General features: G+C 53.7%; 25 protein-coding genes. 8 read left to right on the top strand and 17 right to left on the bottom strand.

The window, feature by feature from the left end:
* Positions 1-35 precede the first annotated feature (35 nt).
* The 3 genes from ACO0K9_RS25585 (at position 36) to ACO0K9_RS25575 (ending at position 3,721) form a co-directional block, all read left to right on the top strand.
* Positions 36-1,337: an ABC transporter substrate-binding protein gene (locus ACO0K9_RS25585; RefSeq protein ID WP_422989780.1), complete on the top strand. Its 1,302-nt coding sequence runs from the start codon at positions 36-38 to the stop codon at positions 1,335-1,337.
* A gap of 235 nt (positions 1,338-1,572) precedes the next feature.
* A complete protein-coding gene (locus tag ACO0K9_RS25580; protein ID WP_422989778.1) occupies positions 1,573-2,424 on the top strand; it encodes an ABC transporter ATP-binding protein in 852 nt (283 codons plus the stop codon).
* A 49-nt stretch (positions 2,425-2,473) separates the two neighbouring features.
* The gene (locus tag ACO0K9_RS25575; RefSeq protein WP_422989776.1) at positions 2,474-3,721 is read left to right on the top strand and encodes a phenylacetate--CoA ligase family protein; all 1,248 of its coding nucleotides are present in this window, start codon (positions 2,474-2,476) and stop codon (positions 3,719-3,721) included.
* A gap of 3 nt (positions 3,722-3,724) precedes the next feature.
* On the opposite strand, the gene ACO0K9_RS25570 is transcribed toward ACO0K9_RS25575, so the two are convergent.
* Positions 3,725-4,822, bottom strand: a complete 1,098-nt coding sequence (locus tag ACO0K9_RS25570) for a hypothetical protein (protein ID WP_422989774.1) — start codon at positions 4,820-4,822, stop codon at positions 3,725-3,727.
* Positions 4,797-6,200 (bottom strand): MBOAT family O-acyltransferase, encoded by a 1,404-nt coding sequence (locus ACO0K9_RS25565; RefSeq protein WP_422989772.1) that lies wholly within the window; start codon positions 6,198-6,200, stop codon positions 4,797-4,799. The genes ACO0K9_RS25570 and ACO0K9_RS25565 overlap by 26 nt, the downstream gene beginning before the upstream one ends.
* Positions 6,201-6,469: 269 nt before the next feature.
* Here ACO0K9_RS25565 and ACO0K9_RS25560 point away from each other — a divergent pair, with 269 nt between their 5' ends.
* Genes ACO0K9_RS25560 through ACO0K9_RS25550 form a run of 3 tightly spaced genes read left to right on the top strand, consistent with a single transcriptional unit; the run spans position 6,470 to position 9,689 of the window.
* A complete protein-coding gene (locus ACO0K9_RS25560) occupies positions 6,470-6,928 on the top strand; it encodes a (2Fe-2S)-binding protein (RefSeq protein WP_422989770.1) in 459 nt (152 codons plus the stop codon).
* 14 nt (positions 6,929-6,942) lie between these two features.
* On the top strand, positions 6,943-9,195 hold the full coding sequence (locus tag ACO0K9_RS25555) for a molybdopterin cofactor-binding domain-containing protein (protein ID WP_422989768.1): 2,253 nt from the start codon (positions 6,943-6,945) through the stop codon (positions 9,193-9,195).
* 59 nt (positions 9,196-9,254) lie between these two features.
* On the top strand, positions 9,255-9,689 hold the full coding sequence (locus ACO0K9_RS25550; protein ID WP_422989766.1) for a DUF3052 family protein: 435 nt from the start codon (positions 9,255-9,257) through the stop codon (positions 9,687-9,689).
* A 55-nt stretch (positions 9,690-9,744) separates the two neighbouring features.
* On the opposite strand, the gene ACO0K9_RS25545 is transcribed toward ACO0K9_RS25550, so the two are convergent.
* The 3 genes from ACO0K9_RS25545 to ACO0K9_RS25535 all read right to left on the bottom strand — a co-directional run bounded on the left by ACO0K9_RS25545 (position 9,745) and on the right by ACO0K9_RS25535 (position 12,338).
* Entirely contained in the window at positions 9,745-10,884 is a 1,140-nt protein-coding gene (locus tag ACO0K9_RS25545; protein WP_422989764.1) for a carbonic anhydrase, read from the bottom strand.
* Positions 10,885-11,011: 127 nt separating this feature from the next.
* Entirely contained in the window at positions 11,012-11,326 is a 315-nt protein-coding gene (locus tag ACO0K9_RS25540) for a DUF1330 domain-containing protein (RefSeq protein ID WP_422989762.1), read from the bottom strand.
* A gap of 31 nt (positions 11,327-11,357) precedes the next feature.
* Positions 11,358-12,338, bottom strand: coding sequence for an NAD(P)H-dependent flavin oxidoreductase (locus tag ACO0K9_RS25535; protein WP_422989760.1), 981 nt, complete (start codon positions 12,336-12,338; stop codon positions 11,358-11,360).
* A 124-nt stretch (positions 12,339-12,462) separates the two neighbouring features.
* Between ACO0K9_RS25535 and ACO0K9_RS25530 the strand changes: the two genes are divergently transcribed.
* Positions 12,463-13,317 carry an enoyl-CoA hydratase-related protein gene (locus ACO0K9_RS25530; RefSeq protein ID WP_422989758.1) on the top strand — a complete coding sequence of 285 codons (855 nt, stop codon included), beginning with the start codon at positions 12,463-12,465 and terminating at the stop codon, positions 13,315-13,317.
* A 577-nt stretch (positions 13,318-13,894) separates the two neighbouring features.
* Here the strand turns inward: ACO0K9_RS25530 and ACO0K9_RS25525 are convergent.
* From ACO0K9_RS25525 to ACO0K9_RS25495, 7 genes are all read right to left on the bottom strand, one after another.
* Positions 13,895-14,416: a GNAT family N-acetyltransferase gene (locus ACO0K9_RS25525; protein WP_422989756.1), complete on the bottom strand. Its 522-nt coding sequence runs from the start codon at positions 14,414-14,416 to the stop codon at positions 13,895-13,897.
* A 105-nt stretch (positions 14,417-14,521) separates the two neighbouring features.
* A complete protein-coding gene (locus ACO0K9_RS25520; RefSeq protein WP_422989754.1) occupies positions 14,522-15,430 on the bottom strand; it encodes an MBL fold metallo-hydrolase in 909 nt (302 codons plus the stop codon).
* Positions 15,427-16,065, bottom strand: coding sequence for a 2-hydroxychromene-2-carboxylate isomerase (locus ACO0K9_RS25515; protein WP_422989752.1), 639 nt, complete (start codon positions 16,063-16,065; stop codon positions 15,427-15,429). Before ACO0K9_RS25515 ends, ACO0K9_RS25520 begins: the two co-directional genes overlap by 4 nt.
* 63 nt (positions 16,066-16,128) lie before the next feature.
* Positions 16,129-16,344 (bottom strand): DUF1289 domain-containing protein, encoded by a 216-nt coding sequence (locus ACO0K9_RS25510; RefSeq protein ID WP_422989750.1) that lies wholly within the window; start codon positions 16,342-16,344, stop codon positions 16,129-16,131.
* Positions 16,341-16,832, bottom strand: coding sequence for a YbaK/EbsC family protein (locus ACO0K9_RS25505; protein WP_422989748.1), 492 nt, complete (start codon positions 16,830-16,832; stop codon positions 16,341-16,343). Before ACO0K9_RS25505 ends, ACO0K9_RS25510 begins: the two co-directional genes overlap by 4 nt.
* A gap of 97 nt (positions 16,833-16,929) precedes the next feature.
* Positions 16,930-17,256 carry a hypothetical protein gene (locus ACO0K9_RS25500; RefSeq protein ID WP_422989746.1) on the bottom strand — a complete coding sequence of 109 codons (327 nt, stop codon included), beginning with the start codon at positions 17,254-17,256 and terminating at the stop codon, positions 16,930-16,932.
* Between the two features lie 113 nt (positions 17,257-17,369).
* Complete coding sequence (locus ACO0K9_RS25495; RefSeq protein ID WP_422989744.1) at positions 17,370-18,626, bottom strand: TIGR03862 family flavoprotein; 1,257 nt, start codon at positions 18,624-18,626, stop codon at positions 17,370-17,372.
* Between the two features lie 144 nt (positions 18,627-18,770).
* Here ACO0K9_RS25495 and ACO0K9_RS25490 point away from each other — a divergent pair, with 144 nt between their 5' ends.
* Positions 18,771-19,943, top strand: coding sequence for a GGDEF domain-containing protein (locus tag ACO0K9_RS25490; protein WP_422989742.1), 1,173 nt, complete (start codon positions 18,771-18,773; stop codon positions 19,941-19,943).
* Between the two features lie 172 nt (positions 19,944-20,115).
* Here the strand turns inward: ACO0K9_RS25490 and ACO0K9_RS25485 are convergent, their stop codons facing one another.
* The 5 genes from ACO0K9_RS25485 to ACO0K9_RS25465 all read right to left on the bottom strand — a co-directional run bounded on the left by ACO0K9_RS25485 (position 20,116) and on the right by ACO0K9_RS25465 (position 26,129).
* The gene (locus ACO0K9_RS25485; RefSeq protein ID WP_422989740.1) at positions 20,116-21,225 is read right to left on the bottom strand and encodes a substrate-binding domain-containing protein; all 1,110 of its coding nucleotides are present in this window, start codon (positions 21,223-21,225) and stop codon (positions 20,116-20,118) included.
* A gap of 282 nt (positions 21,226-21,507) precedes the next feature.
* Positions 21,508-22,317 (bottom strand): head GIN domain-containing protein, encoded by an 810-nt coding sequence (locus tag ACO0K9_RS25480; protein WP_422989738.1) that lies wholly within the window; start codon positions 22,315-22,317, stop codon positions 21,508-21,510.
* Between the two features lie 83 nt (positions 22,318-22,400).
* Complete coding sequence (locus tag ACO0K9_RS25475) at positions 22,401-23,222, bottom strand: DUF1700 domain-containing protein (protein ID WP_422989736.1); 822 nt, start codon at positions 23,220-23,222, stop codon at positions 22,401-22,403.
* A 202-nt stretch (positions 23,223-23,424) separates the two neighbouring features.
* Entirely contained in the window at positions 23,425-24,972 is a 1,548-nt protein-coding gene (gene glpD / locus ACO0K9_RS25470; protein ID WP_422989734.1) for a glycerol-3-phosphate dehydrogenase, read from the bottom strand.
* Between the two features lie 26 nt (positions 24,973-24,998).
* Positions 24,999-26,129 (bottom strand): SMP-30/gluconolactonase/LRE family protein, encoded by a 1,131-nt coding sequence (locus tag ACO0K9_RS25465; protein ID WP_422989732.1) that lies wholly within the window; start codon positions 26,127-26,129, stop codon positions 24,999-25,001.
* Positions 26,130-26,366 lie beyond the last annotated feature (237 nt).

Here is a 26,366-nt window from a genome sequence, read left to right as displayed (position 1 = left end):
GTCAGGCAATACCCATCCAACCACAAGGAGACACTATGAAACTGCTTAAATCCCTACTACTGGCCTCGGCGATCTGCGGGGCAATCGGCACAGCGCAGGCGAATGACCAATTCATTCCCATCCTGTCCTATCGCGTCGGCCCGTATGCGGCTGGCGGCTCCGGGTTTTTCGGTGGGGCTATCGATTATTTCAACCTGGTCAACTCCAAAGGCGGCCTGAATGGCATCAAGATTTCCTGGGAAGAGTGCGAGACTGAATACAATGCGTCACGCGGTATTGAATGCTATGAACGCCTGAAAAAGACACAGGGTGGTGCATCCCTGATAGAACCACTGTCTACCGGTATCGCCTACGGTATCCTGGATCGCGTTGCTGAAGACAAAATCCCCATGACGACGCTGGGTTATGGACGCTCTGACGCCGCCAATGGCAAAGTATTTCCGTATATTTTCCCGCTGATTACCAGTTACTGGAACCAGGCCGCAGCCATGACCAAATACCTGGGTGATAAGTCGGGTGGCATGGATAAACTCAAAGGCAAGAAAATTGTCCATCTGTACCATGACTCGGCTTTCGGCAAAGAACCTATCCCGGTGCTTGAAGCTCAGGCCAAACAATATGGTTTTGAACTGATCAAGATCCCGGTCGCCCATCCAGGCAATGAACAACAATCACAATGGCTGCAAATCCGCCAGGCCAATCCTGATTATGTAATTCTGTGGGGCTGGGGTGTCATGAACGCGGTGGCAATCAAAACTGCGCAACGCAATGGCTATCCACGTGAAAAAATGCTGGGTGTCTGGTGGGCTGGTTCAGAAGAAGATGCGATACCAGCTGGTGACGCCGCCAAAGGTTATACCACGATGACTTTCAATACCCCTGGCAATTATCCTGTGCTGGATGAAATCCGCAGTAAGGTGTATGCAACTGGCAAGGGCAACCTGGGCGACAAATCCCGCATCGGTACGGTATATCACATGCGTGGTATAACGGCGGCGATCTTGTGGACAGAAGCCATCCTGAAAGCGCAAGAGAAATTCGGCAAGGGCAAGCTGATGACGTCCGAACAGATACGCTGGGGCTTTGAAAACCTGAACGTCGATGAAGCCCGCCAAAAGGCGCTGGGTGCGATGGGCATGTTCCCACCGGTCAAAACGTCGTGTGAAGACCATGAAGGTTCCGGCGCTGTCAAAGTACAGCAATGGACAGGTGACAAATGGAAAGCCATCACGCCCAACTGGATCACGGGTGACAAGGCTTTGACACGTGCCATGCTGGAAGAATCGTCGAACAAATATGCGGTCGAGAAAAAAATCACGCCTGCCTGTTTGAAATAAATGTACAACCGGTGGAGGCAGCAAGCTGTCTCCGCTAGTGGACTGTAACTTTGAAACAGAAGTGAAAGACGCTTGCCCGGCGATCAGGGCAAGGCAAGGTTAACACTTATGCACAGCGATAGTGAACTATCGCGAGCATTTGCAACGCAGCCATGGTCGTCGCGCAAGCGGAAGGCACTCTGTTTTCTACTGTTACAGTCCACTAGTATCACCAACTTCATTGCAAACCCAGATCATGAGTATCCAAAGTATTCAGAGTGCCAGGGCAGACGCGGCGACAGCCGATGTGGCCTACCTCAGCGTCAACAATATTGAAGTCATCTACGATCATGTGATCCTGGTGTTGAAAGGTATTTCCTTGCAGGTGCCGCAAGGAAAAATCGTGGCCTTGCTGGGTGCCAATGGGGCGGGTAAATCGACCACCCTGAAAGCCATTTCAACCTTGCTGAAAAATGAGCGCGGCGACATCACCAAGGGCGACATCAGTTTTCGCGGGCAACGCGTCGACCATCTGACACCGAATGAACTGGTGAAACGTGGCCTGTCACAGGTGATGGAAGGACGCCACTGCTTTGCGCATCTGACGGTGGAAGAAAACCTGCTGACCGGTGCCTATACCCGCAGCCTGTCACGTGCAGAACTGAAGGAAGCACTGGACAAGGTGTATCACTATTTTCCACGCCTGCGCGAACGCCGCAATTCCCAGGCGGGCTATACCTCGGGCGGTGAACAACAGATGTGCGCCATCGGCCGTGCCCTGATGGCCAAGCCATCGATGATTTTGCTGGATGAACCGTCGATGGGTATTGCTCCGCAACTGGTGGAAGAAATTTTTGAAATCGTCAAAAGCCTGAATAAGCAGGAGAACGTGTCTTTCCTGCTGGCCGAACAAAACACCAATATCGCGCTGCGCTATGCCGACTTTGGGTACATCCTGGAAAACGGCAGGGTCGTCATGGAAGGCGATGCCAAAGACCTGAGCACGAACGAAGACGTCAAGGAATTTTATCTTGGTGTATCGGGTGCCGGTCGCAAGAGTTTCAAGGATATGAAGTTTTATCGCAGGCGCAAGCGCTGGCTGGCATAGGCCAGCTCCCTGACAGCAAACATCAACTTATCATCGATAGAGCACGCTCATGAGTGATTATCTGGACGCACTGGAAACCCGCAATCCGCAAAGCCGAGAACAAACACTGATGCACAGCTTGCCGCAACTGATTGCGCATGCACAGACAGCGCCAGGCTGGGCAGGCATACTGGCCGGTGTCAGCGCCGCTGATATCCACAGCCGCAGCAGCCTGGCGCAATTGCCGGTGACGCGCAAATCCGATCTCAAGGATTTGCAGAAAAAGTCACTACCCTTCGGTGGCCTGAACACCACTTCCTCACATCAGATGGGGCGCATCTTCATGTCACCCGGCCCTATATTTGACCCGGAAGGGCGTGGGCCGGACTGGTGGCGCTTCGCCCGCCCCATGTATGCAGTGGGCTTGCGTAGCGGGCATCTGCTGCAAAACTGTTTTTCCTATCATTTCACGCCAGCGGCCTTCATGGTGGAAAGCGCCGCTGCCCGTCTGGGTTGCACCGTTATTCCCGCTGGTATAGGCCAGACTGAAATGCAGGTGCAGGCCATGGCAGAACTGCGCCCCGATGCCTACATAGGGACACCCAGCTTTTTAAAGATCATCATAGAAAAAGCGCTGGACATGGGTGCAGATATTTCCAGCGTGCAGCGCGCCATAGTCGGTGCCGAAGCCCTGCCACCCTCGCTGCGCAAGTGGCTGCAGGAGCATGGCGTGGCGCAGGTGCTGCAAATCTATGCCACCGCCGACATCGGCAATATTGCCTATGAAAGCATAACAGATGGCCAGGTGAACCCCGGCATGATACTGGACGAAGACCTGATACTGGAAATTGTACGGCCTGGTACCGGCGATCTGGTGGCAGAAGGTGAAGTCGGTGAAATCGTCATCACTTCGTTCAATCCAGATTACCCGCTGATACGCTTTGGTACTGGCGACATGTCGGCGATCTTGCCGGGTATGTCGCCCTGCGGCCGCAGCAATCAGCGCATCAAGGGTTGGCTGGGGCGCGCCGACCAGACTACCAAGGTCAAGGGCATGTTCGTGCACCCTTCACAAGTGGCAGAAGTGGTCAAGCGCCACCCTGAAATCAGTAAGGCCAGACTGGTGGTCACAGGCGAAATGGCGAATGATGCCATGACCCTGCATTGCGAAAGCCGCGACCACAGCCCGGCATTGAAGGCAGCGATTATCGACAGCCTGCGCGATATCACCAAGCTGCGGGCGGATGCCTTATTCGTGGCGGAAGCCAGTTTGCCGAATGATGGCAAGGTGATCGATGATGCCCGCAAGTACGAATAAGGTTCAAGCCTTGCCAGCTACAAAATCGACAACAAATTTGGCAACAATGGCGCTGAAACTGGCCCTGTCCCTCTGGTCAAGGTGGGAACCGTCGGGACATTTGAAATCCCTGATGGCAGGCTGATTTTTGTCATACAGGATGGGCAGGTGGCTGCTGGTAAAGAAAACTTCCAGAAACTGCTGTTCCGGATAGCGCTGGTCATCCGCCTCTTTGATCAGGCCGGTGGTCGGCATTTTGACAAACAATACCTTGCCACCGCGCTTTTGTATGGTATCAATATAGCCGCGTATGAGTTGGGCACCATATAGAAAATCTTCCTGACTGGCAACGGGCATGGATTTAATTTTGTCACGGAAGCGGGCCTCTGCCCTACCCCGCCCGGCATGCGGATTCCATTCCATGCCCAGCTGTTTGGCCACTCGCGAATAATACGCATCGGGCCAGGGCAAACGGCTGTAATCTGCCAGCCGCGAACGGTCGGGCCGGGTCGTGATGTATTGGGAAGAGCGTTTCCACGGCAAAATACGGTAACGCAGGGCAAACCAGGGAGTGCTGCCATCAGAAAAAATACTCAGGTTTTCATGGATGCCAGCCGTCAGTTTTTTCTCCAGTGTATCTGCCGAAAAAACCTGGAAGCGTAACTGCTGCTTTTCATATTCATCGACAAACACGCGGGCCGAACCAAAACTGCCCTGCCTGGCATTGGCCAAAGCCCCCGACGTGTAATCAATGAGTATGGTGCCGGTGACACGGGGATCATCGGCCAGGTTTTTCAGTACCGGTACAAACGAGCTACCATCGACAGCCAGTTGTATCGGCTCCAGCCCTGTTCCTTTGCGCAAGACATCCAGGTCCATCCCCAGTTGAAAACGGGATGTCCCTATCAACGTCAATGCTTGCGACCCCAATTGGCTGGCACGGCCACGTTCATGACTCCAGCGTTCTTTGGAATCCAGGGCAGTGGGCTGGTAACCCAGGCTGCGCAGGCTCAGTTCCATGGCGACGATAGCTGCCAGTGTCAGGAGCAGGATAAAGGCGAAAATACGCTTCCAGGGATAAGCAGGCATGAGGTCGCTAGAACTGAAAATACAGAAAGGCATTTTGTCCTGTCCCTGAAAAAACAAACAGGGACATCAGGCACAGACACAGTAGCGCAATCTGCAGCGCCATGCCCAGCCGGGCAAATATTTTATCCAGGCTCATATCCCGCAGGTAAGTGACACCGACCACGACCAGCGCCATCACGGCCAGCGCCAGGGCGTGTGACCAGTCCAGGTATTCACCAGCATGATGCTTGCCGAATAAACCTGCGCCTATGGCTTGCACCTGTGCCAGTGAATTTGCGCGGAAGGGTATCCATGCCAGTGTCACCAGTATAAATACCAGGCCCCTGCGCATGGCTGGGGTCAGGTAAGCGGCGATTGCGCGACCGCTGCAGGCACGTTCGACGATAAGGAAACTGCCATGCAAAGCGCCCCACAGCACAAACATCCAGGAAGCGCCATGCCACAAACCACCGATCAGCATGGTGGCGAACAGGGCCAGATATGTCCGGCCCCAGCCATGACGGTTACCACCCAGCGGGATATACAGATAATCTCGCAACCAGCTGGACAGGGAAATATGCCAGCGCCGCCAAAAATCGGAAAAGCTGGTGGCAGTGTAGGGATAATTGAAATTTTCAGGGAAATAAAACCCCATGCTTTTCGCCAGGCCGATAGCGCATAGCGAGTAGCCACAGAAATCGAAATAAATCTGCCCTGAAAAACTGAAGACCGCACACCAGGTTTCCAGAATGCCGGATTGTTCAGGATGCGCATACACTTCATTCACCAGCGGTGCAAACAGGGTATCTGCCAGCACCAGCTTGCAGAACAGGCCCAGCAAGAACAGGCAAAATCCCCAGCCGACCTGGTGCTGGTCTGGCAATACCGGCTTTTCCAGCTGCGGCATCAGGATATTCGCTTTGAGGATGGGTCCGGCCACCAGATGCGGGAAAAAACTGACAAACAGGGCATAGTCCCTGAGGCTATAGCGCGAAGTCAGCACCCCACGATATACATCGACCGTATACGACAGCGAGGCAAAGGTATAAAACGATATCCCTATCGGCAGGATGATGGAATGGTCGGCATGCACAAATTGCCAGCCCAGGGCGGCACCCAGATCCGCATAGATATCCAGCACGAAATTACCGTACTTGAAATAACTGAGCATGCCCAGGTTGCAAATCAGGCTGAGCAGCAGGTACAGACGACGTCCTACCTGCGAGGCAGAGGCGGCAATGCGATTGGCCAACAGCCAGTCCACCAGCGTGGACAACATCAGCAGGATCACATAGGGCGGATTCCAGGCGGCATAAAACACATAGCTTGCCACCAGCAACAGACTCTTCCTGGATGCCCATCCGGGTAATAGCCAGAACAGGCCATACACCGGGATAAAAAACAACAGGAAGGTAAATGAGTTAAACAGCATCAGTGGCCAGAACGGTCGTATTTATGCAGAAGCTGGACAGTATAAATTACTGCTGCGCAAGGTCTGATGAATACTTTAAGAACTTCGCATGCCCGCTGCAACAACTGCAACAACTGCACAAAAAATATGCATCTGACAGCAGTCTGCACGCTATATTCAAATTTATTCTATAGTAGTTAGGTAAACAAACTGAACAATCCTACGCAATCATTCACAGGCTGGCTTTCCCGGCAGTGGCCTGCTAACCCTTAAAAATGGAGATCTGCACAATGACTTCGTTGAATATCAACAGCAAAGATCATCAGCTCGATGCTGACCCTTCCACCCCTGTATTATGGGCCCTGCGTGATTCCCTCGGCCTGACTGGCACCAAGTTTGGCTGCGGCGCGGCCCTGTGCGGTGCCTGTACCGTGCATTTGAACGGCCAGGCCATACGTTCCTGCGTTACCCCCATCTCTGCTGTTTCCGGCCAGAAAATCACCACCATAGAAGCCATGAGCCAGGATAAGGTCGGCAAAGCCGTGCAAACCGCCTGGGTCAAACACGACGTGGCCCAATGCGGCTACTGTCAAAGTGGCCAGATCATGAGTGCAACCGCCCTGCTGAAAACCAATAAAAAACCATCCGACGCCGATATCGATGCCGCCATGGCAGGCAATATCTGTCGCTGTGGCACCTATGTACGGATACGCGCTGCGATTCACGACGCCGCATCCACCTTGGCTTAATTCAGGAGAACGCTATGCATTTTGATTCCCGTTTGGCTGAGATGCCAAAACATTTGCAGTCCCTGATGCAACAGGCGTCTGTAGAAGACAAGCCGGATACAAACGGCTTCAGCAGGCGCAGTTTCCTCAAAATGGCGACCGCCAGCGGCTTTGCCCTGGGTTGTTACCCCATGCTGGCAACAGCACAAGATGCTGCGGCAAAAGCCCCGGCAGGTTTAAAACCCACGGAACAACCTGGTGCTTTCGTCCAGATTGCCAAGGATGGCACGGTCACCGTCACCATCAATCGCCTGGAATTTGGCCAGGGCGTGCAGACCGCCCTGCCCCTGATACTGGCTGAAGAACTGGATGCCGACTGGTCGAAAGTCAAATACGCGAATGGCAATAATCACCCGGCCTATGTCGATCCGGCATTTGGCATGCATTTGACGGGGGGTTCGAATTCCATCGCCCACTCTTACACCCAATACCGTGAATTGGGTGCACGCACCCGTGCCATGCTGGTACAGGCAGCAGCGACACAATGGAATGTCGAGGCGTCGGCCCTGCGTACAGAAAATGGCTTCGTCATCGGACCAGGTGGCAAGAAACTGGGCTATGGCGACCTGGCTGAAGCGGCAATGAAATTGCCGGTACCAGAAAAAGTCGTGCTGAAAGACCCAAAAAGCTTCCGCCTGATAGGCAAACCCACAGGTCGTCTGGATGCCAAAGCCAAATCTACCGGCACCCAGGATTTCGGTATTGATACCCACTTGCCAGGCATGCTGACTGCCGTGGTTGCCCGGCCACCGGTATTTGGTGCCAAACTCAAGTCTGTGGACGATACAGCGGCCAAAGCCATCAAAGGTGTAAAAGCCGTGCTGCGCGTGCCGGTTGATCGCGGGGGTGAAGGCGTTGCCATCATCGCCACCGGCTACTGGCCAGCCAAACAGGGCCGCGATGCCCTGAAGCTGGAATGGGAACTGGGCAGTGTGGAAAAAGTCGATAGTGCGAAACAACTAGCCAGTTACAGGGAAACGGCCAAACAGCAAGGCGCATTGAAGTACAACGACGATGTTTCAAAAATCGCAACAGCGCCGCATAAACTGAATGCAGAATTCATCTTCCCTTACCTGGCCCATACGCCGATGGAGCCTTTGAACTGCACGGTAGCGATAAAAGGTGACAAGGCAGAATTGTGGGTGGGCACGCAAATGCCCGGCCTTGACGGTTTTGCCGCATCCACCGCTCTCGGCCTGAAACCTGAAAATATAGCCGTGCATACCCAGATGGCCGGTGGCGGCTTTGGTCGTCGCGCCATTCCCACCAGCGATTATGTAGTGGAAGCCTGTGGCGTAGCCAAAGCGGCAGTGACCGCCGGCCTGGATGCCCCCATCCGTACACTGTGGAGTCGTGAAGACGATGTCAAGGGTGGTTACTACCGCCCCATGCATCTGCATAAGGCTGAAATAGGTTTTGATGCCCAGGGCAATATCCTCGGTTGGGATCATGTGATCGTCGGCCAGTCCATCGTCAGCGGTACACCTTTCGAAGGCATGATGGTCAAGAATGGTGTCGATGCGACCGCCGTGGAAGGCATGAAAGAGCCCTATGAAATGCCGATGCGGCTGTCTGTCCACCACCCAAAAATCAATGTGCCAGTCTTGTGGTGGCGCAGCGTGGGTTCTACCCATACCGCCTTTGTGATGGAAACCCTGCTCGATGAAATAGCCGAGACCACCAAGCAAGACCCGGTTGCCTACCGCCTGAAACTGATGGGTGACAAGCATCCGCGCCATAAGGCTGCCTTGCAACTGGCGGTGGAAAAATCCGGCTACGGCAAGAAAAAACTGCCAGCAGGCCGTGCTTATGGTGTCGCCGTGCATGAATCCTTCTCTTCCATCGTGGCCTATGTGGTTGAAGCATCCATGAAAAATGGTCAGCCCAAACTGCACAAGGTGACGGCTGGTGTGCATTGCAACCTGGCGGTTAATCCTAAAACCGTGGAAGCCCAGGTACAAGGTGCGGCCCTGATGGGATTGTCGATGTGCCTGCCGGGTGCCGCCATCACGCTCAAGGATGGGGTGGTCGAGCAGAGCAATTTCAGTGATTTTGTGGTGCCACGCATTACCGACATGCCACAAATCGCGGTGCACATCGTGCCTAGCGCCGATGCGCCTACCGGCATGGGTGAACCGGGCTTACCCGCATTGGCACCGGCATTTGCGAATGCGATAGCCAGGGCAGGTGGCAAGCGCTGGCGTGAATTGCCGTTCAAGGCAGCTTAATCCAAAAAAAAGCGGTACCTGCATAACAGGTACCGCTTTTTTTTGTTCCCCATCCTGCGATGACTTCAACAACTAGCGGCTATTCCGGTACACCATTGGCAAAGAAACTGGGGATCCGGGCGGGTAGCCTGGTCTTGGTCAAACATGCGCCTGACAATTATCTGGACTTGCTGGCAGAGTTGCCAGCCGATGTCGTCTTTGAAAAAAAGCTGACAGCAGCAACCGATATTGTCCACCTGTTTACTGAGCAGAAAACGGTACTGGTCAAGGAATTGACTGCGTATAAGTCAAAGCTGCGCAGTGATGCTGCAATCTGGGTATCCTGGCCAAAAAAATCATCCAAAGTACCCACCGACATCACCGAAGACAGCATCAGGGAAGTTGCCCTGCCACTCGGTTATGTCGACATCAAGGTCTGTGCCGTCAGCGAGATATGGTCAGGCTTGAAGATCGTCGTGCGTAAAGAACTGCGGGCGGCATGGCCAAATGCATAGTGCCTGCAAATTTGCAGGCACTATGCATATTTCATCATGTTTATATTACGTCAGCTTAATTTGATTCCTTGATCAAACGCCCGGAATTTTTCTGTACAGGCCGCGCATTCATGGGATACAGACGACTGAATATCATCAACTGATCGGGTGAAATTTCTATCGGCTCTTTCATGACCAGCCACAATACGCCTTCACTGCAAGGCGGTGTCGTCAACGAGCCCATGTAGGTAAAATAATCACGCTTGACTGGCAAGATGTCATTCATGTCCATGGTAACCAAAGCCTGTGCCGGGTCATTCTTTTCCAGCGGCAGGTTATTCCACACCTGTTGCACCAGACTGTGCGCCTTGCCCTGTTCTATCAGCACGGCCACCACAGCCAGTTTGTCATCCGCATCCTTATGTACCAGATGGGCGACCATTTCAAAGCTCTTGCCATTCACACGTTCTTCAGAAGGCTTGTGGAAATGAAACTGCACCAGTTCATAATTGTGCCCCAGTACATTGATGTAGTTACCAGCCCCCATATTCACCTGTATGGTATGGCCATTATCCAGGACAGAAAAACGGCTGGGCTTGTAGTCAAAAGCAATCGGGTCCAGATTCACCTTGATGCCGTCGCGGATATCAATCGGTGACTGTCTTTCGCCGATATCACACTTGGCATTGGCAGGGTTCAGCTTGCCCCAGTTAAGCGGACCGCCTTCACCCTGGTAACTCCAGTGTATTTCGCCATGGCTGGCAGCCATGCCACTGGCGGATGCCGCAGTGCTGCCACCGCTGCCGCCATTCGTCCCATGTTCACTTTTGGCTTTGGCAAGCTCCGGCCTGCGCACCGGTGGTGCATAAGCGGGGCGTGCGGTGGCTCTGGGGGCCGTGCGGGCGGTCTCGTCTTTTTCCTTGCGGATGACGCTCAGGCGGTCGGCAATGCGCGCTGCCAATTCATCTGCAGCCAGGGCATCCTTGGCGCGGGCAGCGGCTTCCTTGGCGGATTCCCTGCTTTCCTTGGCAGTGGGCTTGCGTTCTTCCTTGGCGGATGCGGACGCGGATGCCGAGGCAGACGCTGAACCGGACGCAGATGCAGACGCCTCTTCTTTCGCAGATGCCGGTTTGATCGGCTTGGATGGCGGCGGGTCGTTCGCGTGAACGGCCGCAGCCATCAGCATGGTAACAAGCAGAGCAAGATAGCGACGCATAGTAGGAATAAGTAACGGGAATAAGCAAAGGGAACAAGTACCTGGAATAAAACAGGCAGATACCCTTATTACGGCAAGTCCCTTTGCAAACTTGAATTCCTGCTGGCAATTTGTGGTTTTTGTGTCGTCAGGCTGCCGTTGCCACGCCTTCAACGATGAACAAACGACCTATGGAATTGGCCTGGCGAATTGCCTTGGCCTTGCTATATTCGACCGAGTCGTACCACAGTTGTGCCTGGGCCAGCGAGGGAAATTCGACCAGCACGGTACGCCAGCCTTCATGATGCTGGTCATCCCCGCCTTCTTTTTGCAAGCGCGTACCCCCGCGTACCAAAAACTGACCACCATACTGGTCTACACTGGCGGTAGACAGTACACGGTACTCGGCATAGGGTTCGGGCCTGGTCACCTGAATTTCGGCGACGACATATGCTTTACTCATACAATTCCTGAAAAGAGTGGTTAAAAATTTATCAAAGCGCCTGGATACGGGCTTTGGCTGCAGCATATTCAGATTTAAGGCGCGCCACGACTTCTGCCACAGTCAGGACATCATTCATCAGACCCACACCCTGGCCCGCCCCCCAGATATCGCGCCAGGCCTTGGCCTTGCTGCCGCTACCGGAAGCGAAATTCATCTGGCTTTTGTCGGCCACTGGCAGATTATCCGGGTCCAGCCCGGCAGCAATGATGGATTTCTTGAGGTAATTGCCATGCACGCCGGTAAACAGATTGGTATAGACAATATCTGCCGCTGCCGAATCAAGGATGGCCTGGCGATATGCTTCATCCACATTCGATTCAAGCGTAGCCAGCCAGCGCGAGCCTATATAGGCAAAATCAGCCCCCATGGCCTGTGCCGCCAGCACCGCATCGCCCGTCGCGATGGAACCAGACAGCGCGATAGGGCCATCAAAGAACTGTCGTACTTCCCCCACCAGGGCAAACGGTGACAAACCACCGGCATGACCACCGGCACCGGCGGCCACCAGGATCAAGCCATCGACCCCGGCTTCCAGTGCTTTTTGCGCGTGACGTATCGAAATCACATCATGCAGGACAATGCCGCCATAGCTATGAATCGCATCCAGCATGTCTGGCGGCGGCGCACGCAACGAAGAAATGATGATGGGAATCTGGTGTTTGACGCAGACTTCGACATCATGTGCCAGCCTGTCATTCGATTGATGGACGATCTGGTTGACGGCAATCGGGCCTATCAGCGCATCCGGATGGGCTTCCTGGTGTGCGGCCAGATCAGCCTGCAATTCAGTCAGCCACACATCCAGCATTTCTGCCGGCCTGGCGTTCAGGGCCGGGAAAGAACCGACGATGCCCGCCTTGCATTGCGCCGCCACCAGTTTGGGGCCACTGGCAATGAACAGGGGTGAACCGATGACGGGCAAGGTCAGATGTTGTAACACTGCTGGCAAGCGTGAAGATGAGCGTGGCATTGAATGTGATACAGGTGAGTCGAGAGCCATAGTCGGTATCCTCTAACGGTAAGCATATACAGCTAGTTTGCTGCACATATCCAGTATGATTTTACCGTGCTAATAAAAATCCTGTGGAGACACCATGACTTATCAATGTTTTGACTTCAGTATCAGCAATAAAATCGCCCACCTGCGCCTGAATCGCCCGGCCACGCTGAACACCATGCAGCCGGTATTTTTTCGTGAACTGACAGAAATTTTGCAAAATCTGCAAAACCAGGCAAATGCCCGCGTGCTCATCATTTCTTCGACCGGCAAGCATTTCACCGCTGGCATGGCGCTGGATGTATTTGCCGGTGGCGGCATCACACTGGATGATGCCAGCGCCGTTGGCCGTGCCAATATCGCCCTGGCGCTGACGGACATGCATCACGCCTTCAACCTGATCGAATCCCTGCGCATGCCGGTGATTAGCGCCGTCCACGGTGGCTGCATAGGCGGCGGTGTCGACATGATCTGTGCCAGCGACATACGACTGGCCAGCAGCGATGCCTTCTTTTGCATACAGGAAATCAACATAGGCATGACCGCCGACCTCGGCACCCTGCAACGCCTGCCCAAGCTGATCCCCGAAGGCATAGTCCACGAAATGGCCTACACCGGCCGCCGCCTGCCCGCCCAACGCGCGCTTGCGGTTGGCCTGCTCAACGAGGTATTTGATAATCAGGAAAACATGCTGGAAGCCGCCCTGCAAATGGCCACAGAAATCGCCGAAAAACCCCCGGTCGCCATCTGGGGCAGCAAACAAGCCATCCACTACGCCCGCGACCACAGCACCCACGACGCCCTGCAACAAATGGGCTGGCTACAATCCGGCATCTGGCAAAGCAGCAACCTGATGGAAGCCTTTATGGCGAAACAGCAGGGTAGACCAACGGAGTATGCAGATCTGGCACCTGTGAGTTCGTTTTCTGAGGCGGGTTATGATTTAAAGTAGATGTGGTTTGATCAAAAACGAAGCCGACAATGTGACTATAGGTCATATTGACGTTGCCTTTGAAGTTGCGGTTGCCTTTGAAGTTGCGGTTGCTTTTGACTTGTGCGGTTCCCATGTGTCGACGCCGTTTGTGCATTACAGAAAATGGAAAAAGAAGGGCCGGTGTCTGAGCGAAGCGAGTTTCGGACCTTCCCATTTTTTGTAATGCACAAACGGGAACCCCGCAGGGGCGACGACGCCTGGGTCGCCTTTTTGGCATACCTTTTTGGCGAAGCAAAAAGGTATGTAGCCGCCGGTCTACCACCGGCCTGCAATCGTCAATAACGACAGAAAGTCATTTCAAAGCACGGCCCATAAATATCACAAAGCGACAAAGTAATTACAGCAAAGTATTGAAACGAACGAACTAAAATCCGGCATGGACGCAAGTCAATCGCAGGCCTACGTTAATCGCAGGTCCAGTGTTGGGCTGATGAAGCGTAGCCTAGCGAGGCCCGGCCCAACCTACATCACTGTGTAATATTGCTCGCGTATCAAAGAATCGTTAGCTCGACTAAGCCATACGGAAGACATAGCATTACAAGCGCTTGCACAACACCCTATTTTCATGCGCTTCCCCCTCCATGAAAAAACTGGTATTGCCCATATCCGCATACCCCAACCTGGCATAAAACTGCAAGGCTCTGGTGTTATGTACCCACGGCGTCAACCACATCACATCCGCACCATGTTGCACAGCTGTGGCTTCCGCAGTCCGCAAAAGCTCGCTACCCAGGCCCATGCGGGTAAAGGGTTCTTGTACATACAATCTGTCGAGTTCGGCAGGATGCGTGGCGGTGATCAGCTCTTGCCTGGTTCCCAGCGTAATTTGAGAAAACCCCAATAAATTCCCTTCACGTTCGGCGACATGAATGAACCTGCCATCCCGGGTCAGCAAATCTGTAAAAGCGGATACGGAAAATGCATGCAGCACTTCTTTGGCGATGGCTGGCCGTATGCCGGTCGTCGCATAGGTATCAAGAAAAACCTGCATCGCCAGCACACTCAGACACAGTGCGTCATCGTGCGTGGCAGGGCGTATCTGGATTGATGTATTCATGAATGAATTTTATTCAGCAGTCTTGGTTACGGTTTCGATGTGATGGCCATCAGGGTCAATTAAAAACGCGGCGTAATAATGAACGCCGTAGAGTGCAGCACTACGCTAACGTGTGCTGATCAGCATATCGTGTTCCAGGCGGGCAGCACCGGCGGTGACCAATTCATTGGCCATTTGCAGCATCAACGCGTCTGTTTCCAGGCCCAACAGTCTGGCAGAGGAGCTTACCAGACGTGTACTACCCAATTGGGATAGGGTGGCACTCAGGCTAAGTCGCTGTGACTCCAGCAACAGAAATGCCAGCAGGACCTTGGCTGCATTGCGGGCGTTGCGGCGAGGATCGGCGCTTAGGTAATCCAGCCGCGACTCTGCCCGTTCCAGTGCGGCAGCCACATTGCCGAAGGCAGGACCATGACCGGGAATGACGATACGGGGATTCAATTCACGTATGACTTGCAGTATGGCGGCCTGTTCGGCAAAACCTGATTCGCCCTCCAGTTCTGGAAAGATCACGCCAAAGCCGTTTTCCCACAAGGCGTCAGCAGAAATCAGCAGGCCTTCTTGTGGACAATACAAGATCATGGAATGCGGATCATGCCCGGGTGCAGCCAGTACTTGCCAGTCCATGCCACCGAGTTGCAGGCTGTCGCCATGCTGTATGGCGGCATCAAAACCGAAACGCTCGCATTGCTGGCCGGTGGCGGCATAACTGAGGGCGGCTTCATCCCAGGCTGCTACTGCGGCTGTTTCGGCAACCGGTATCAGGGTATGGCAGCCATAGTGGCGCTGCAACAGGGCATTGCCGCCGCAGTGGTCGGAATGCAAATGGGTATTCACCAGTAAATCCAGCTTGCGCTCACCCAGGGCTTGCTGCACCAATGCCAGGGTCTGTGGCGCATGACTGAGGTAGCCACTGTCCACCAGTGCAGTTTGCTGTTCACCGATGAACAAGATGTTATTCGAAGACAACCAGCCGCGTTCAAAGACTTGCATACCGGCGGGCAGTTGGCTCATGTTTTCTCCGTGATCTTGCGCTGCAGGCCATACGGCATCTTGCGCGCAGCCAGCAGGTCGGGCGAGTTAAAGAAGTCATCGCCATTCAGGTAAGCCTGCAACATGTCAGTGCTGTCCAGCCCCCAGAAACAGCGGCCATCCACCACCGTCGTGGGTACCCCAAATACGCCGGCGGCAATGGCCTTTTCACCATTAAGCCTGAGCATCTGCTTGATTTCGGGTGTGTCCAGCATGGCTGGTGTCACCTGCAATTCCGCCAGCAGGGCTTGCCAGTGCCCGGTCTGGGTAGGCAGATGGCCATCTTGCCATACAAAGCTGAACAGGCGACTGACCACGGCTGCGCTAGAACCCAGCACCAGGCACAGACGCAATAAAGGCAGGGGATTGAATGGGTGTTCGGGCAACATGCGCAGGCTGATGTCGTGCTTGCGGGCGAGCCAGACGCAATGTTCAAAAGTCCATTGTCGCTTGGGCGGAATTTCTGCCGGACCTTTGTTGTCCCAGTGATTAAGCAGGCTGGCAAACAAGACCGGATGGTAGTGCAGGTTTTCGGTCATCTGCGCGCGCGCCAGCAGTTCATGCTGCAGGTAGGCGAAGGGAGAAATAAAATCAAAATACCAGTCCAGCTGTTTCATGACGCCTCCTCTGCCTGCCGACCCAGCCCGGGATGCTGTAAGAACGTAAAGATGTTCTAAGCGTTAGGGCAACATTCTTTGCTGTATCAAATCCCAGATTTCCAGTTTTTTATGACTATCTGCCTTGCTCCAGCAAATGATTTCATCAATGCTGCGATAACAGCCACTACACAGTGCAGTTTTTTCATCCATGCGACAGATATTCACACAAGGTGAAGGCACGGCGCTACCAGGTGCCATGACAAACTGGGCCGGATCAAATTCATGCAAAATGTTCATGCGCGCAAGGCCACGTCAGCAACAGGTGCACCTGTCATGGTTTTCAATTGTTCCGGCGTAAGCCTGAACACGGCATGCGGATGACCGGCTGCCGCCCAGACATGGGCGTATTGCAGCAAATCCTGGTCGATCAGCATCACGGTTTTTTCCAGATGGCCGATAGGACAGACACCACCTATGGCATAACCAATTTTTTCTTTGACAAAACGCGCATCGGCTTTACCCAGCGGCCCCACCAGGGCCGCAACCTTGGTTTCATCCACGCGATTGATGCCACTGGCGACGACCATGACGGCAGCATTATCCAGCAAGCGACGGAAGACTATGGATTTGGCAATCTCAGCGACTTCACAGCCCAGACCGGCGGCCGCTTCAGCCGAGGTCTTGCCGGTGGCCGGCAACATAACGATGGATTGATCATGCCCCAGGCTTTCCAGTAGACGGGCGACACGCAAGGCGGTTTCAGGCAATTCAGAATGCTTGGACATGATGCAGCAAAAAATAAGCTAAAAACTGTTTATATCACAAGCCTTGAACCTGTGCTGTCAGCCGTGAACTGCAACTGCGGGCTGGCTTGCAGGCAGGTCAGCCATACCATGCAGAAAGCAGGTCTACGTATTCTAGCGGCACGTCAAAATATTTCATGCCGGCGCGGTATTCGCTACCACTGAGTATGGAGTAGATACAGGTTGCCTTGCAGACCACCTGGGTGCGCTGGGACGCATCACGCAGGCTGGGGACTTCCATCATCATCTGGTAAGTTTGTTTTTCTTTCAACAGGGCACTGCACTGCATCTGTATGCCACTGATGGAAAAATTAACGATTTTGACCGGTACGATTTTACCGGGGACCACCTGGATAGCGCCGCGCCAGGTCACGTTAGAGCGCGGATTGGTACGGGTTTCACTCATACAAACACGAAAAAGAAATGCAAAGACATGTAGTCCAAAAAATTGATCTCAAGAAACACACATTGTACCGACTTCTGCCAAGCTCTGCCGACTTGCAACAAGAGCATACAAAACTATTTGTCGTTCTTCAGCCAGTCTATAACACCCTGCGCCGCCTGCTTGCCGCTGGCCATGCATGCCGTTAGCAAATAACCACCGGTTGGTGCTTCCCAATCCAGCATTTCTCCCGCAAAAAACAGGCCTGGATGCTGTTGCGCCATCAGCCCGACAGTCAGTCCTTCGAAACAAACACCGCCGGCACTGCTGATGGCTTCATCGATGGGGCGCACGGCCTTGAGTTGCAGCGGCAGGCATTTGATCCCCTGTGCCAGTAGCTGGGGCTGTGCAAAATCCGATTTTTGCAGGCATTCGTGCAAAAGGGCGGTTTTCAGTGCATCCAGCCTGAGCCTGGTTTTTAAATAACTGGATAAAGAACGTGAACCACGCGGGTGCTGCAATTCCGCCATGACTTTTTGCAAGGGTGTATCCGGCAACAAATCCAGTTCCAGCACTGCCTGCCCGCTAGTCCGTAACTGCTCGCGCAGGGCGGCAGACAGGGCATACACCAGGCTGCCTTCGACACCACCGGCAGTCATCACGAACTGGCCTTTGCGCATCGGCAGGTCACTGCCTTGTACCCTGGCAGCCACCGTCAGCAGCGGATGTCCGGCAAAGCGTTCCTGGAAAAAAGGTGTCCAGCCGACGTCGAAACCGCAATTTGCCGGCAACAAATCAGCGACTGCGATACCACGCTGGCGCAAGGTGTCGACCCAGCTGCCATCCGAGCCCAGGCGGGCCCAACTGCCACCGCCCAGGGCCAGCACCAGCGCACGTGCTGGCCGCAGGACTTCGCCTGTGGGCGTGGCGAACGCAAGTGTCTGCGCATCACGCCATCCCAGCCAGCGATGCCGCATGTGAAACCGCACGCCCTGCATACGCAAGCGATGCAGCCAGGCACGCAACAGAGGCGCTGCTTTCATGTCGACAGGGAAGACCCGGCCTGAACTACCTATATAAGTTTCTATACCCAGACCGGCAGCCCAGCTACGTAAGGCCTGAGCATCAAACTGGCTGATCATGGGTGATAAAACAGCTGCTCGTTCACCATACCGTGTCATGAAAGAGACAGAATCTTCCGAATGGGTCAGGTTCATCCCCCCTTTGCCGGCCATCAAAAACTTGCGTCCTACCGAAGGCATGGCATCATACAGACTGACAGCCAGACCTTGGCTGGCCAGGGTTTCGGCAGCCATCAGGCCAGCTGGCCCGCCACCGATGACGATCACTTCATCTGCGTTGTCATTTTGTGAATTATTTAAAGGCGTTTGCATAAGTTTGCGTCATAATAGGATGTAGTGTCATTTGTACTAGTTTTTATGTATGGTCGAATGACATCAATGCGGAATTGTCGCATCTATCGTCTGAAGCGACTGCTGCTGTGTCACCCATATCACCCATACCGCCCATACCTGTCTATGGTTAATCTGGATCGTACTACGCTTGATCTTGTCGTTGTCTGCATCAGTGTGATTTCCATGCTGGTCATGCTGGCTGTCTGGCGCATCAATCGCGGCATACCCGGTACGGGGGTCTGGGCAGCAGCCGCGTCGGTGATCGCACCCGCATTTCTGGTGACGCGTTTCATCGGCGTGATTGATGTTCCCAAAGCGCTGATCATTGCCATCAACAATTCCCTGACCCTCACCACCATTCTGCTGATGCTGGAAGGCACCTTGCGCTTTCGTGGCTACCCGTCGCAAACGCGCTGGCGCGCTGGCCTGGTGCTGATTCCCTTATTCGTCCTGCTGGCATTCATCAACCGGGACGACATGATACGCCGTTACCTGTTCCATGACGCGATTGCTGCGGCCTTGATGCTGGCCACCGTCGTTATCCTGCTCAGAAAAACCCGCGACCTCGAATTGCTGGCCGCAGGCATAGGCGCCTTATCCCTGTCCGCCATGGCTGCGGCTTTCATGCTGCGCTGGTACCTGGCCTTCGGTGCTGACAGCAATGCGCAACTGGCCAGCCATCCCCTGCTGAATATGGTGTATCTGGTGGTCGTCTTGTGTCTGCTGGGCTGGACGTATGGTGTCAGCGTCTGCTGTAATTTGCGGGCGCAAAACAGCATATTGCAAATGGCACGCGAAGATGTACTCACCAGCCTGCCCAACCGCAGGCACGTCGATGAAATACTTGAGCGTGCCATAGCCCTGAGCGCCCGTAACCAGCAAGGTTTTGGTTTTATCCTGATAGACCTGAACCATTTCAAGGCAGTCAATGACCGTCATGGGCACCAGGTCGGTGACCTGTTGCTGAAGGAAGTGGCAAAACGCCTCAAGAATTTTTGCCGGCATGCCGATTTTGTCGGCCGTATCGGTGGTGATGAATTTGTTGCCATCACTTTTGGTGTGAACCAGGAATCGCAACTCGACAGCACCTTGCTGCGCTTGAAAAAAATGCTGGTTGGTCCCTGCGCCATACAAGGCCATATAGTGAATATTGAAGCAGCGCTGGGTTCTGCCATGTACCCGACGGATGGACGCACTGCCGACCGCCTGATGCAGGCGGCCGATCAACGCATGTACCTCGACAAGTCAGTCCCCGACAATATCCTGGCGGCAGTCACGCAAAGAACGCGCCTGTAGATTCCACATTAATAGGACTTACGCAAAATCGTCCCAGCAAGACGCGGCGACGAAGACAGTACTTGAGTACGGCTAGGAGCTGCAACGCAGTTGGGGCGGTTTTGCGTAAGTCCTGATTAAAAAAACAGGCCGGAATATTTCCGGCCTGCGCTCCCAACATGTTCAAACAAATCTATTTTGACCAGTAACGCAGGTAATGATTGCGGAAATCATTGCCCGGTTCAAAGGTATTTTTCTGTCCGCCGTCATAAGCAATATTCTGTGCGGTCACCAAATGGGCAGAAGAGCTGATAAATCCACTCGGTTCAACGCCAGAGAAAGCGCGATTGAGTTCGTCCACCAGTTGCCAAGCGTGCATGGACAGTGGCTCAGGAACGGTGGCGGTCTGCAAGCTGTTGGCACGAATACGTTTGTAGGCGGTAGGTGAACCATCACCAGCAGCGACGCCAACCAGTTTGTTGTTGGCGATCAGGGCGGCAGTGGCCGGTACTTCCATCAGGTCAAAGTAGAAATCAATGACACCGATTGCATGTGTCCACTTGCTGCCATGGCGTTTGACCAGGTTTTCAACCACGCCTTTCATTTTGATATGGGCATCGATCAGCGGTACATCTTCCACGCTCAATAACTTGCAGCCTTCACATTGCTTGATGGTTTCAATAATGGCGGCGGACTTGGCCTGCAGATAGGGATTAGTGGAATCGGTAAACACCACGATGCCTGCCTTGTTGTTGGAATCCACCACGGTATACAGTGCAGCAACCTGTGCTACTTCTTTCGGGTTGGTGGCAATATTCGTGAACAGACCATCTGTCGGGCCACTTTTGGTGGAAGCATGCCAACCCACCACCGGCACCTTGGCCTTGGCTGCTGCTGCCATGCCCTTGGTCTGGGTGCCGACATCCACACCTGCCATGATGATGCCGTCGGCCTTCATGTCCAGCGCCTGCGCAACGATGGCAGAACCCTGGTTGCAACGACCACGGCAATCGATAGGCAGGGTTTCCCAGCCACCGTTGGCACTGGCTTCACGCACCTGGGCAAAGACACCGGCCGTGCCCGGATCACTGAGATCGGCAGCGACGAAAATAATCTTCTTTTTCTTTTGTAGCCGGGGTCCGTCAGCCGGACCTTCCCAATGGTTTTTCAAGGATGCCGCTCGTGCTACTCTGGCATTCGCCTTGCTAAGAAATTGCATGGGATTATCCTGGGCAAAAGCGCCAGAAATAAAGCTGAACATAACAAACAACGCGGTCAGGCACTTACTTTGAGTAGCAGTCATGATTCTCGGCTGGTCAGGTTGACAATGGGTCTGTATTGACAAATACAGAACTTATTCTTGGTATTGAAACAAATACTTACATATCTGCGATGATTATTGCAGAAAAATGCACCAAGTAAATAGAGTTTTGGTAACAACCAGCCAGCGTCGAATCTTTGCTGCATTAATCACATTTTTTCGGAATATAATTCGTTAATTAAAATATTCCTCTAAAGAAAATATCATACCTTAAAGCAAGGACATTTGCCCTACGCCAATAAACAACACTGATATCCGGCTTTTTCAGTCCCAACGCACCTCGCCAGAGCCCGCACGCTCAACATTGCGCTTGCCAGGATTACCAAAAACGTGCACGTCACCACTGCCCGTCAACTTCAGTCTGGCTTCCTGACTGGCAAATACCCTGGCACTGGACGACCCGACAGAGTTGATGAAGACCTGGGCGCTTTTCAATGAGACAGCGTTCAAGTCGCCTGAGCCATTCAGCCTGGCATTCAATACCTTGGATTGCCCCTTGATGACGCTATCACCAGAACCATTGACGCTGAGTTCAACCGTGTCGCTATTACCCAGGTTCAGGTTCAGGTTGCCACTGCCATGCAGGCCGGCATTGACTTGCTGGAAGTCGCCATCAAAGTTGACATCTCCTGAACCATTGACGGAAATATCCATTTTATTGCCGCGAAAGCCTTTGATGCTTGCATCACCGCTACCTGAGAGTTGCAGTTTTTCCAGATTCGGCAAGCTCAGTTCCACCTTGGTCTGCTCAGTCTTGCCGATGGAAATATAAATGCCACGGGTACCGATGTGCAGGGTATTGCCTTCGATGGTAGTGGTGATGCGGGATACCAGTTTGGCGTCACCCCTGATCAGCATTTCCGGTGTGCTGGCCTGTTTCAGTATCAGGTCAACCGGGCCATGCATGACGACATTCACCACGGTGGCATTCACGGGCCGCGCTTCACTGGCCGCTGATCCGCCACTGGCCGTAGCAACATTGGCGGCATGGGCTTTGATAAATACGACCGATGCGCCAGTCAATATGACAGACAGGGCCAACATGCCTGCGCCGGTACGAATAATGTTTTTCATCTTGTTCTCCTGATGTTGAAGCGATGCTTCTATAACGATACCTCTGAAACGATGTCTCAGAAACGATACTTAATGACAGACTTTCAAGCCGGACGGACCAGATGCAATTGCAACAGGTTCCAGCGCAGGTAATGCCTGAAACCGATGAAGGTATATTTGGTCATGAACATGCTCAGCATCAGTAACAGCACAGAGGCGATGATCATGCCGATACCCAGCAAGGCCTTGCTGCCATAAAAATGATTGCCGACTTCAACATGCAATTCCTGTTTGCCTGGTTCCGCAGTAGCGGCGGGCACACTGCCAGCGACACTGCTGGTGCTGTCGATCGTGATAACACCAGCGTCTTGTGCAACTTTGCTGTCATTGTTTGCTTTTTCGCCATCGATGAAAATGCCGGATTCAGTAATCTCCACCCGCATGTTCTCATGTTGCAGAGTACTCGTGACTTTGTGATGACCGTGCCTGACAGCATGATAGTTTTGGTAAGGCACATCCATACTGAAGTGATCAACACCTGACAGGCTGGCGGCGGTCACGCCTATGCCTGCCACATACAGGCTCAGGGCAAGCACATAGCTGGAACACAAGAGGCTGAAATACACGACTGCCGGAATGAACATGAAAAGATTGAAGACCATCAGGCCGATCAGGGCCACCAGCCAGCTGGCGATATTGCCGACGGTGAAATGATGTTTCAATACCTGATAGCGGTTATTGGCTTTTTTGCGGGCAGCAACCAACTCCGGTTTGGGCAGGCTGGCCGCAGCTTCTTCTTCCGATTTGCCGGATGCCATGGCATCGGCAAAGCTGGCTTCATATTCCCAGACGGTTTCTTGTATTACTGTTGCCGGCAAACCATCGAGTGCCTGGCGCAGGGCCTGCAGGTATTCAGTCTTGTTCATGGATTTCTCCCTGTTTTTTTGATTGCGTATTTTGAGAATAAACAATCCCAGGGGGCAAAACCATCGGCATGCGACAGTGCGCATATTCGGAAGGATGAAATGCAAAAGTCAGGGACAGGCAGCAGTGGCTAGCGAGTATTTTATGCAGGATGCGGGAATGAAACATCCTGTGCGTGAAGCGTGTTTTATATTTTGAACAAGACTAACTTAAATGTTTGTCAAGATGATGGCTCAGCCATCTTGTCAGTCTTTCGGTATTTTCACCCAGCATATGCAAGCCCAGGCGGCTGCGCCGCCATAAGATATCTTCGGTGGTGCGCGCCCATTCATGACGGATCAGATATTCCACCTCAGCAACATACAGGCCGGGAAGCAGCATATCCCCCATGTCTGACAAGGATTGCCGGTTCTTGAGCAAGACATGGATGCGGGTGCCATAGGCATGCGCAAACCTTTCTGTCAGATGAGGCGGCAGCCACGCATATTGCTGCTGGCAATGCTGGATGAAGAGGGGAAATTCAAGTACCGCCTGATTTTGTGGTAGCTCACCCAGGATATCGCCGCCCGGCAAGCAGGCATGTTCCGTCCAGTCTGAATTGGCATTGTTCAGCAGAGGCGCCAGTAACTCCAGCGCTTCTTCTGCCAGCTTGCGGTAAGTGGTGATTTTGCCACCGTAGACATTCAACAGGGGCGGGCCATCGGCGTCCAGTTCCAGCCGGTAATCGCGGGTCAGTGCCGCGGCTTTTTCCTTGCCACCTATGTGCGGCTCTTCCACCAGTGGTCGCACGCCAGAATACGACCAGACCACGTCGGCAGGCGTGATCAGTTGGCTAAAATATTGCCCGGCCAACTCGCACAGATACAGGATTTCCTGTTCAGTAATGGCAACCTGATCCAGCGAGCCGGTGTAATCCAGATCGGTCGTCCCTATCAGGGTAAAGTTTTGTTCGTAAGGAATCGCAAACACGATGCGGCCATCCGGATGCTGGAAAATATACGCATACGGATGATGGAACAGGCGTCGCACCACGATGTGACTACCCTTGATCAGCCTCAGGGTTTTTGCTGCGCCCTGATGCAGTATTTGATGCAGTACATTCACCGCCCACGGTCCGCTGGCATTCACAAGACTGCGGCTTTTCACCGTGATCTGGCTGCCATCGGCTTGCTGCAATTGCACCAGCCAATGCTGATCTTCTCTTATTGCAGACAGGCAGGTGGTGCGGGTCAGTATACGGGCACCTTTTTCTGCCGCATCCATGGCATTCAACACCACCAGGCGGGCGTCATTCACCCAGGCATCGGAATAGGCAAAGCCGCGCCTGAAGTCTGCAAGCAGGGGCTTGCCGGTAATATGCGTGCGCAAATCCAGGCTTTCGGCTCCTGGCAATAATTCACGCCTGGCCAGGTGATCATATAAAAACAAGCCGGCCCGTATCATCCAGGCCGGTCTTTGGCCATGCGCATGCGGCATGACAAAACGCAGGGGGCTGATGATATGCGGTGCAGACCGCATCAGGACTTCGCGTTCCAGCAGGGCCTTGCGTACCAGGCCAAATTCATAATATTCCAGATAGCGCAGGCCACCGTGTATCAGCTTGGTGGATGCCGATGAAGTATGCGCGGCCAGGTCGTCTTTTTCACACAACAGCACACTCAGGCGACGGCCAGCCGCATCGCGGGCGATGCCGGTGCCATTGATACCGCCGCCTATCACCAGCACATCCACTTCCACCATCGATTCTGTCATCTGCGCTGTCATCTACGGTATGCCATTCATTGCTTGACCAGGTGATTTGGCAACCAGCCTATACCATTCGCATGCAGGCTTTGTATGTAGAGGCGGTCAGCGGTTTCGGTAACGCCTGTGGTTTCCGGATACTGGCCCGACGGGTCTTGCAAATCCGCCAATATCTTGCCTCCTTCATTGAAAGCCAGCACGTGGCCATAGGCTGGCGGTACCGGCCACAAAGCGCGCGGCAAGCGCAGGGTAAGGCTGCGCAGCCAGGGCTTTTCAGCCATGCTGTCTATCGCCGCACCACGCGGCTTGACCAGCCCCAGCCAGATACGGCCATCACGTCCGCGCATCAGATTATCGGGATAACCGGGCAAATCACGCAACAGTATGCTGGCCAGCTTTTTATCCGGTTTGTGTTTCAGGTTCAACTGGCTGGCATGGATGGAGATTTTCCAGATACGGTATTCACCGGTTTCTGCAACGATGAGTTGCTGTTCGTCTTCGCTCAGCGCCAGGCCATTGGCAAAGCACATTCCTTCTGCCACTACGCGTGTCTGTTTGCTGGCGGGATCATATTCCAGCACCCGCCCGGTGGATGAATGTTCGAGGATGTCGAGCACGCTGGCATGAAAGGTACCGCCCGATTCGCGCGCGCCAAACCGTTGCGAGGCATCGGTAAAATACATCTTGCCGGACCTGGCGACCACCACAGCATCGGCATATAAAATCGGGCTGTCGCCCACCTTGTCGGTCAGCACCACTATTTGCCGGTCCGGCGCAATCGACAACAGGCCACGGAAGGCATCTGCGGCAATCATATTGCCCGCCGCATCAAACATGAACCCCAGAACCCGGCCATCGGTATTCACCCAGACTTCGCGCTGGCTACCATCTGGCAGCATGCGCAAAATGGCGCCGGAAGTGACAGCGGCATACAGATGCCCATCCGGCCCCATGGCAATATGTTCTGGCCCGGTTTCATTGCCGATAGCTATGGTCTTCAGCGCGGCCAGTTTTTCATTGCGCGCATGCGGTGGCGAATAGCCGGTAAATGGCGTGGCCTGCCAGGCAACCGGGTTGATGGGTACCGGGGCCAGCAGCAAATACGCCAGTACCGCTGCCAGCAAGGCCAACAGGATCAGGATGATACGGATTATCCATTTCTTCAACTTCGTCTCCTCATAGGTGCAGGACCGCCCTTGCTAATGTAAGGACAAGGACAGGGTACGAGCGACATGACAACAACACGTATTTTGCACCGTCTGGATAATCATTTAACATCACTAGTGTCCCAACGTTTTCACATCAGAGGATCGTAAGTCAATGATTTGTTTGCATAAAATGATGTTTTCATCTGGTCTCGATTTGAACATCGAGGCGCAGAATTGGGGCTTTTTGCGGATATC

The sequence above is a fragment of the Undibacterium sp. Ji50W genome (genome assembly GCF_049340445.1).
Taxonomy (GTDB): Bacteria; Pseudomonadota; Gammaproteobacteria; order Burkholderiales; family Burkholderiaceae_D; genus Undibacterium.
Note: the sequence above shows the minus strand (reverse complement) of the source record. Positions and strands in the feature narration are given on the sequence as shown.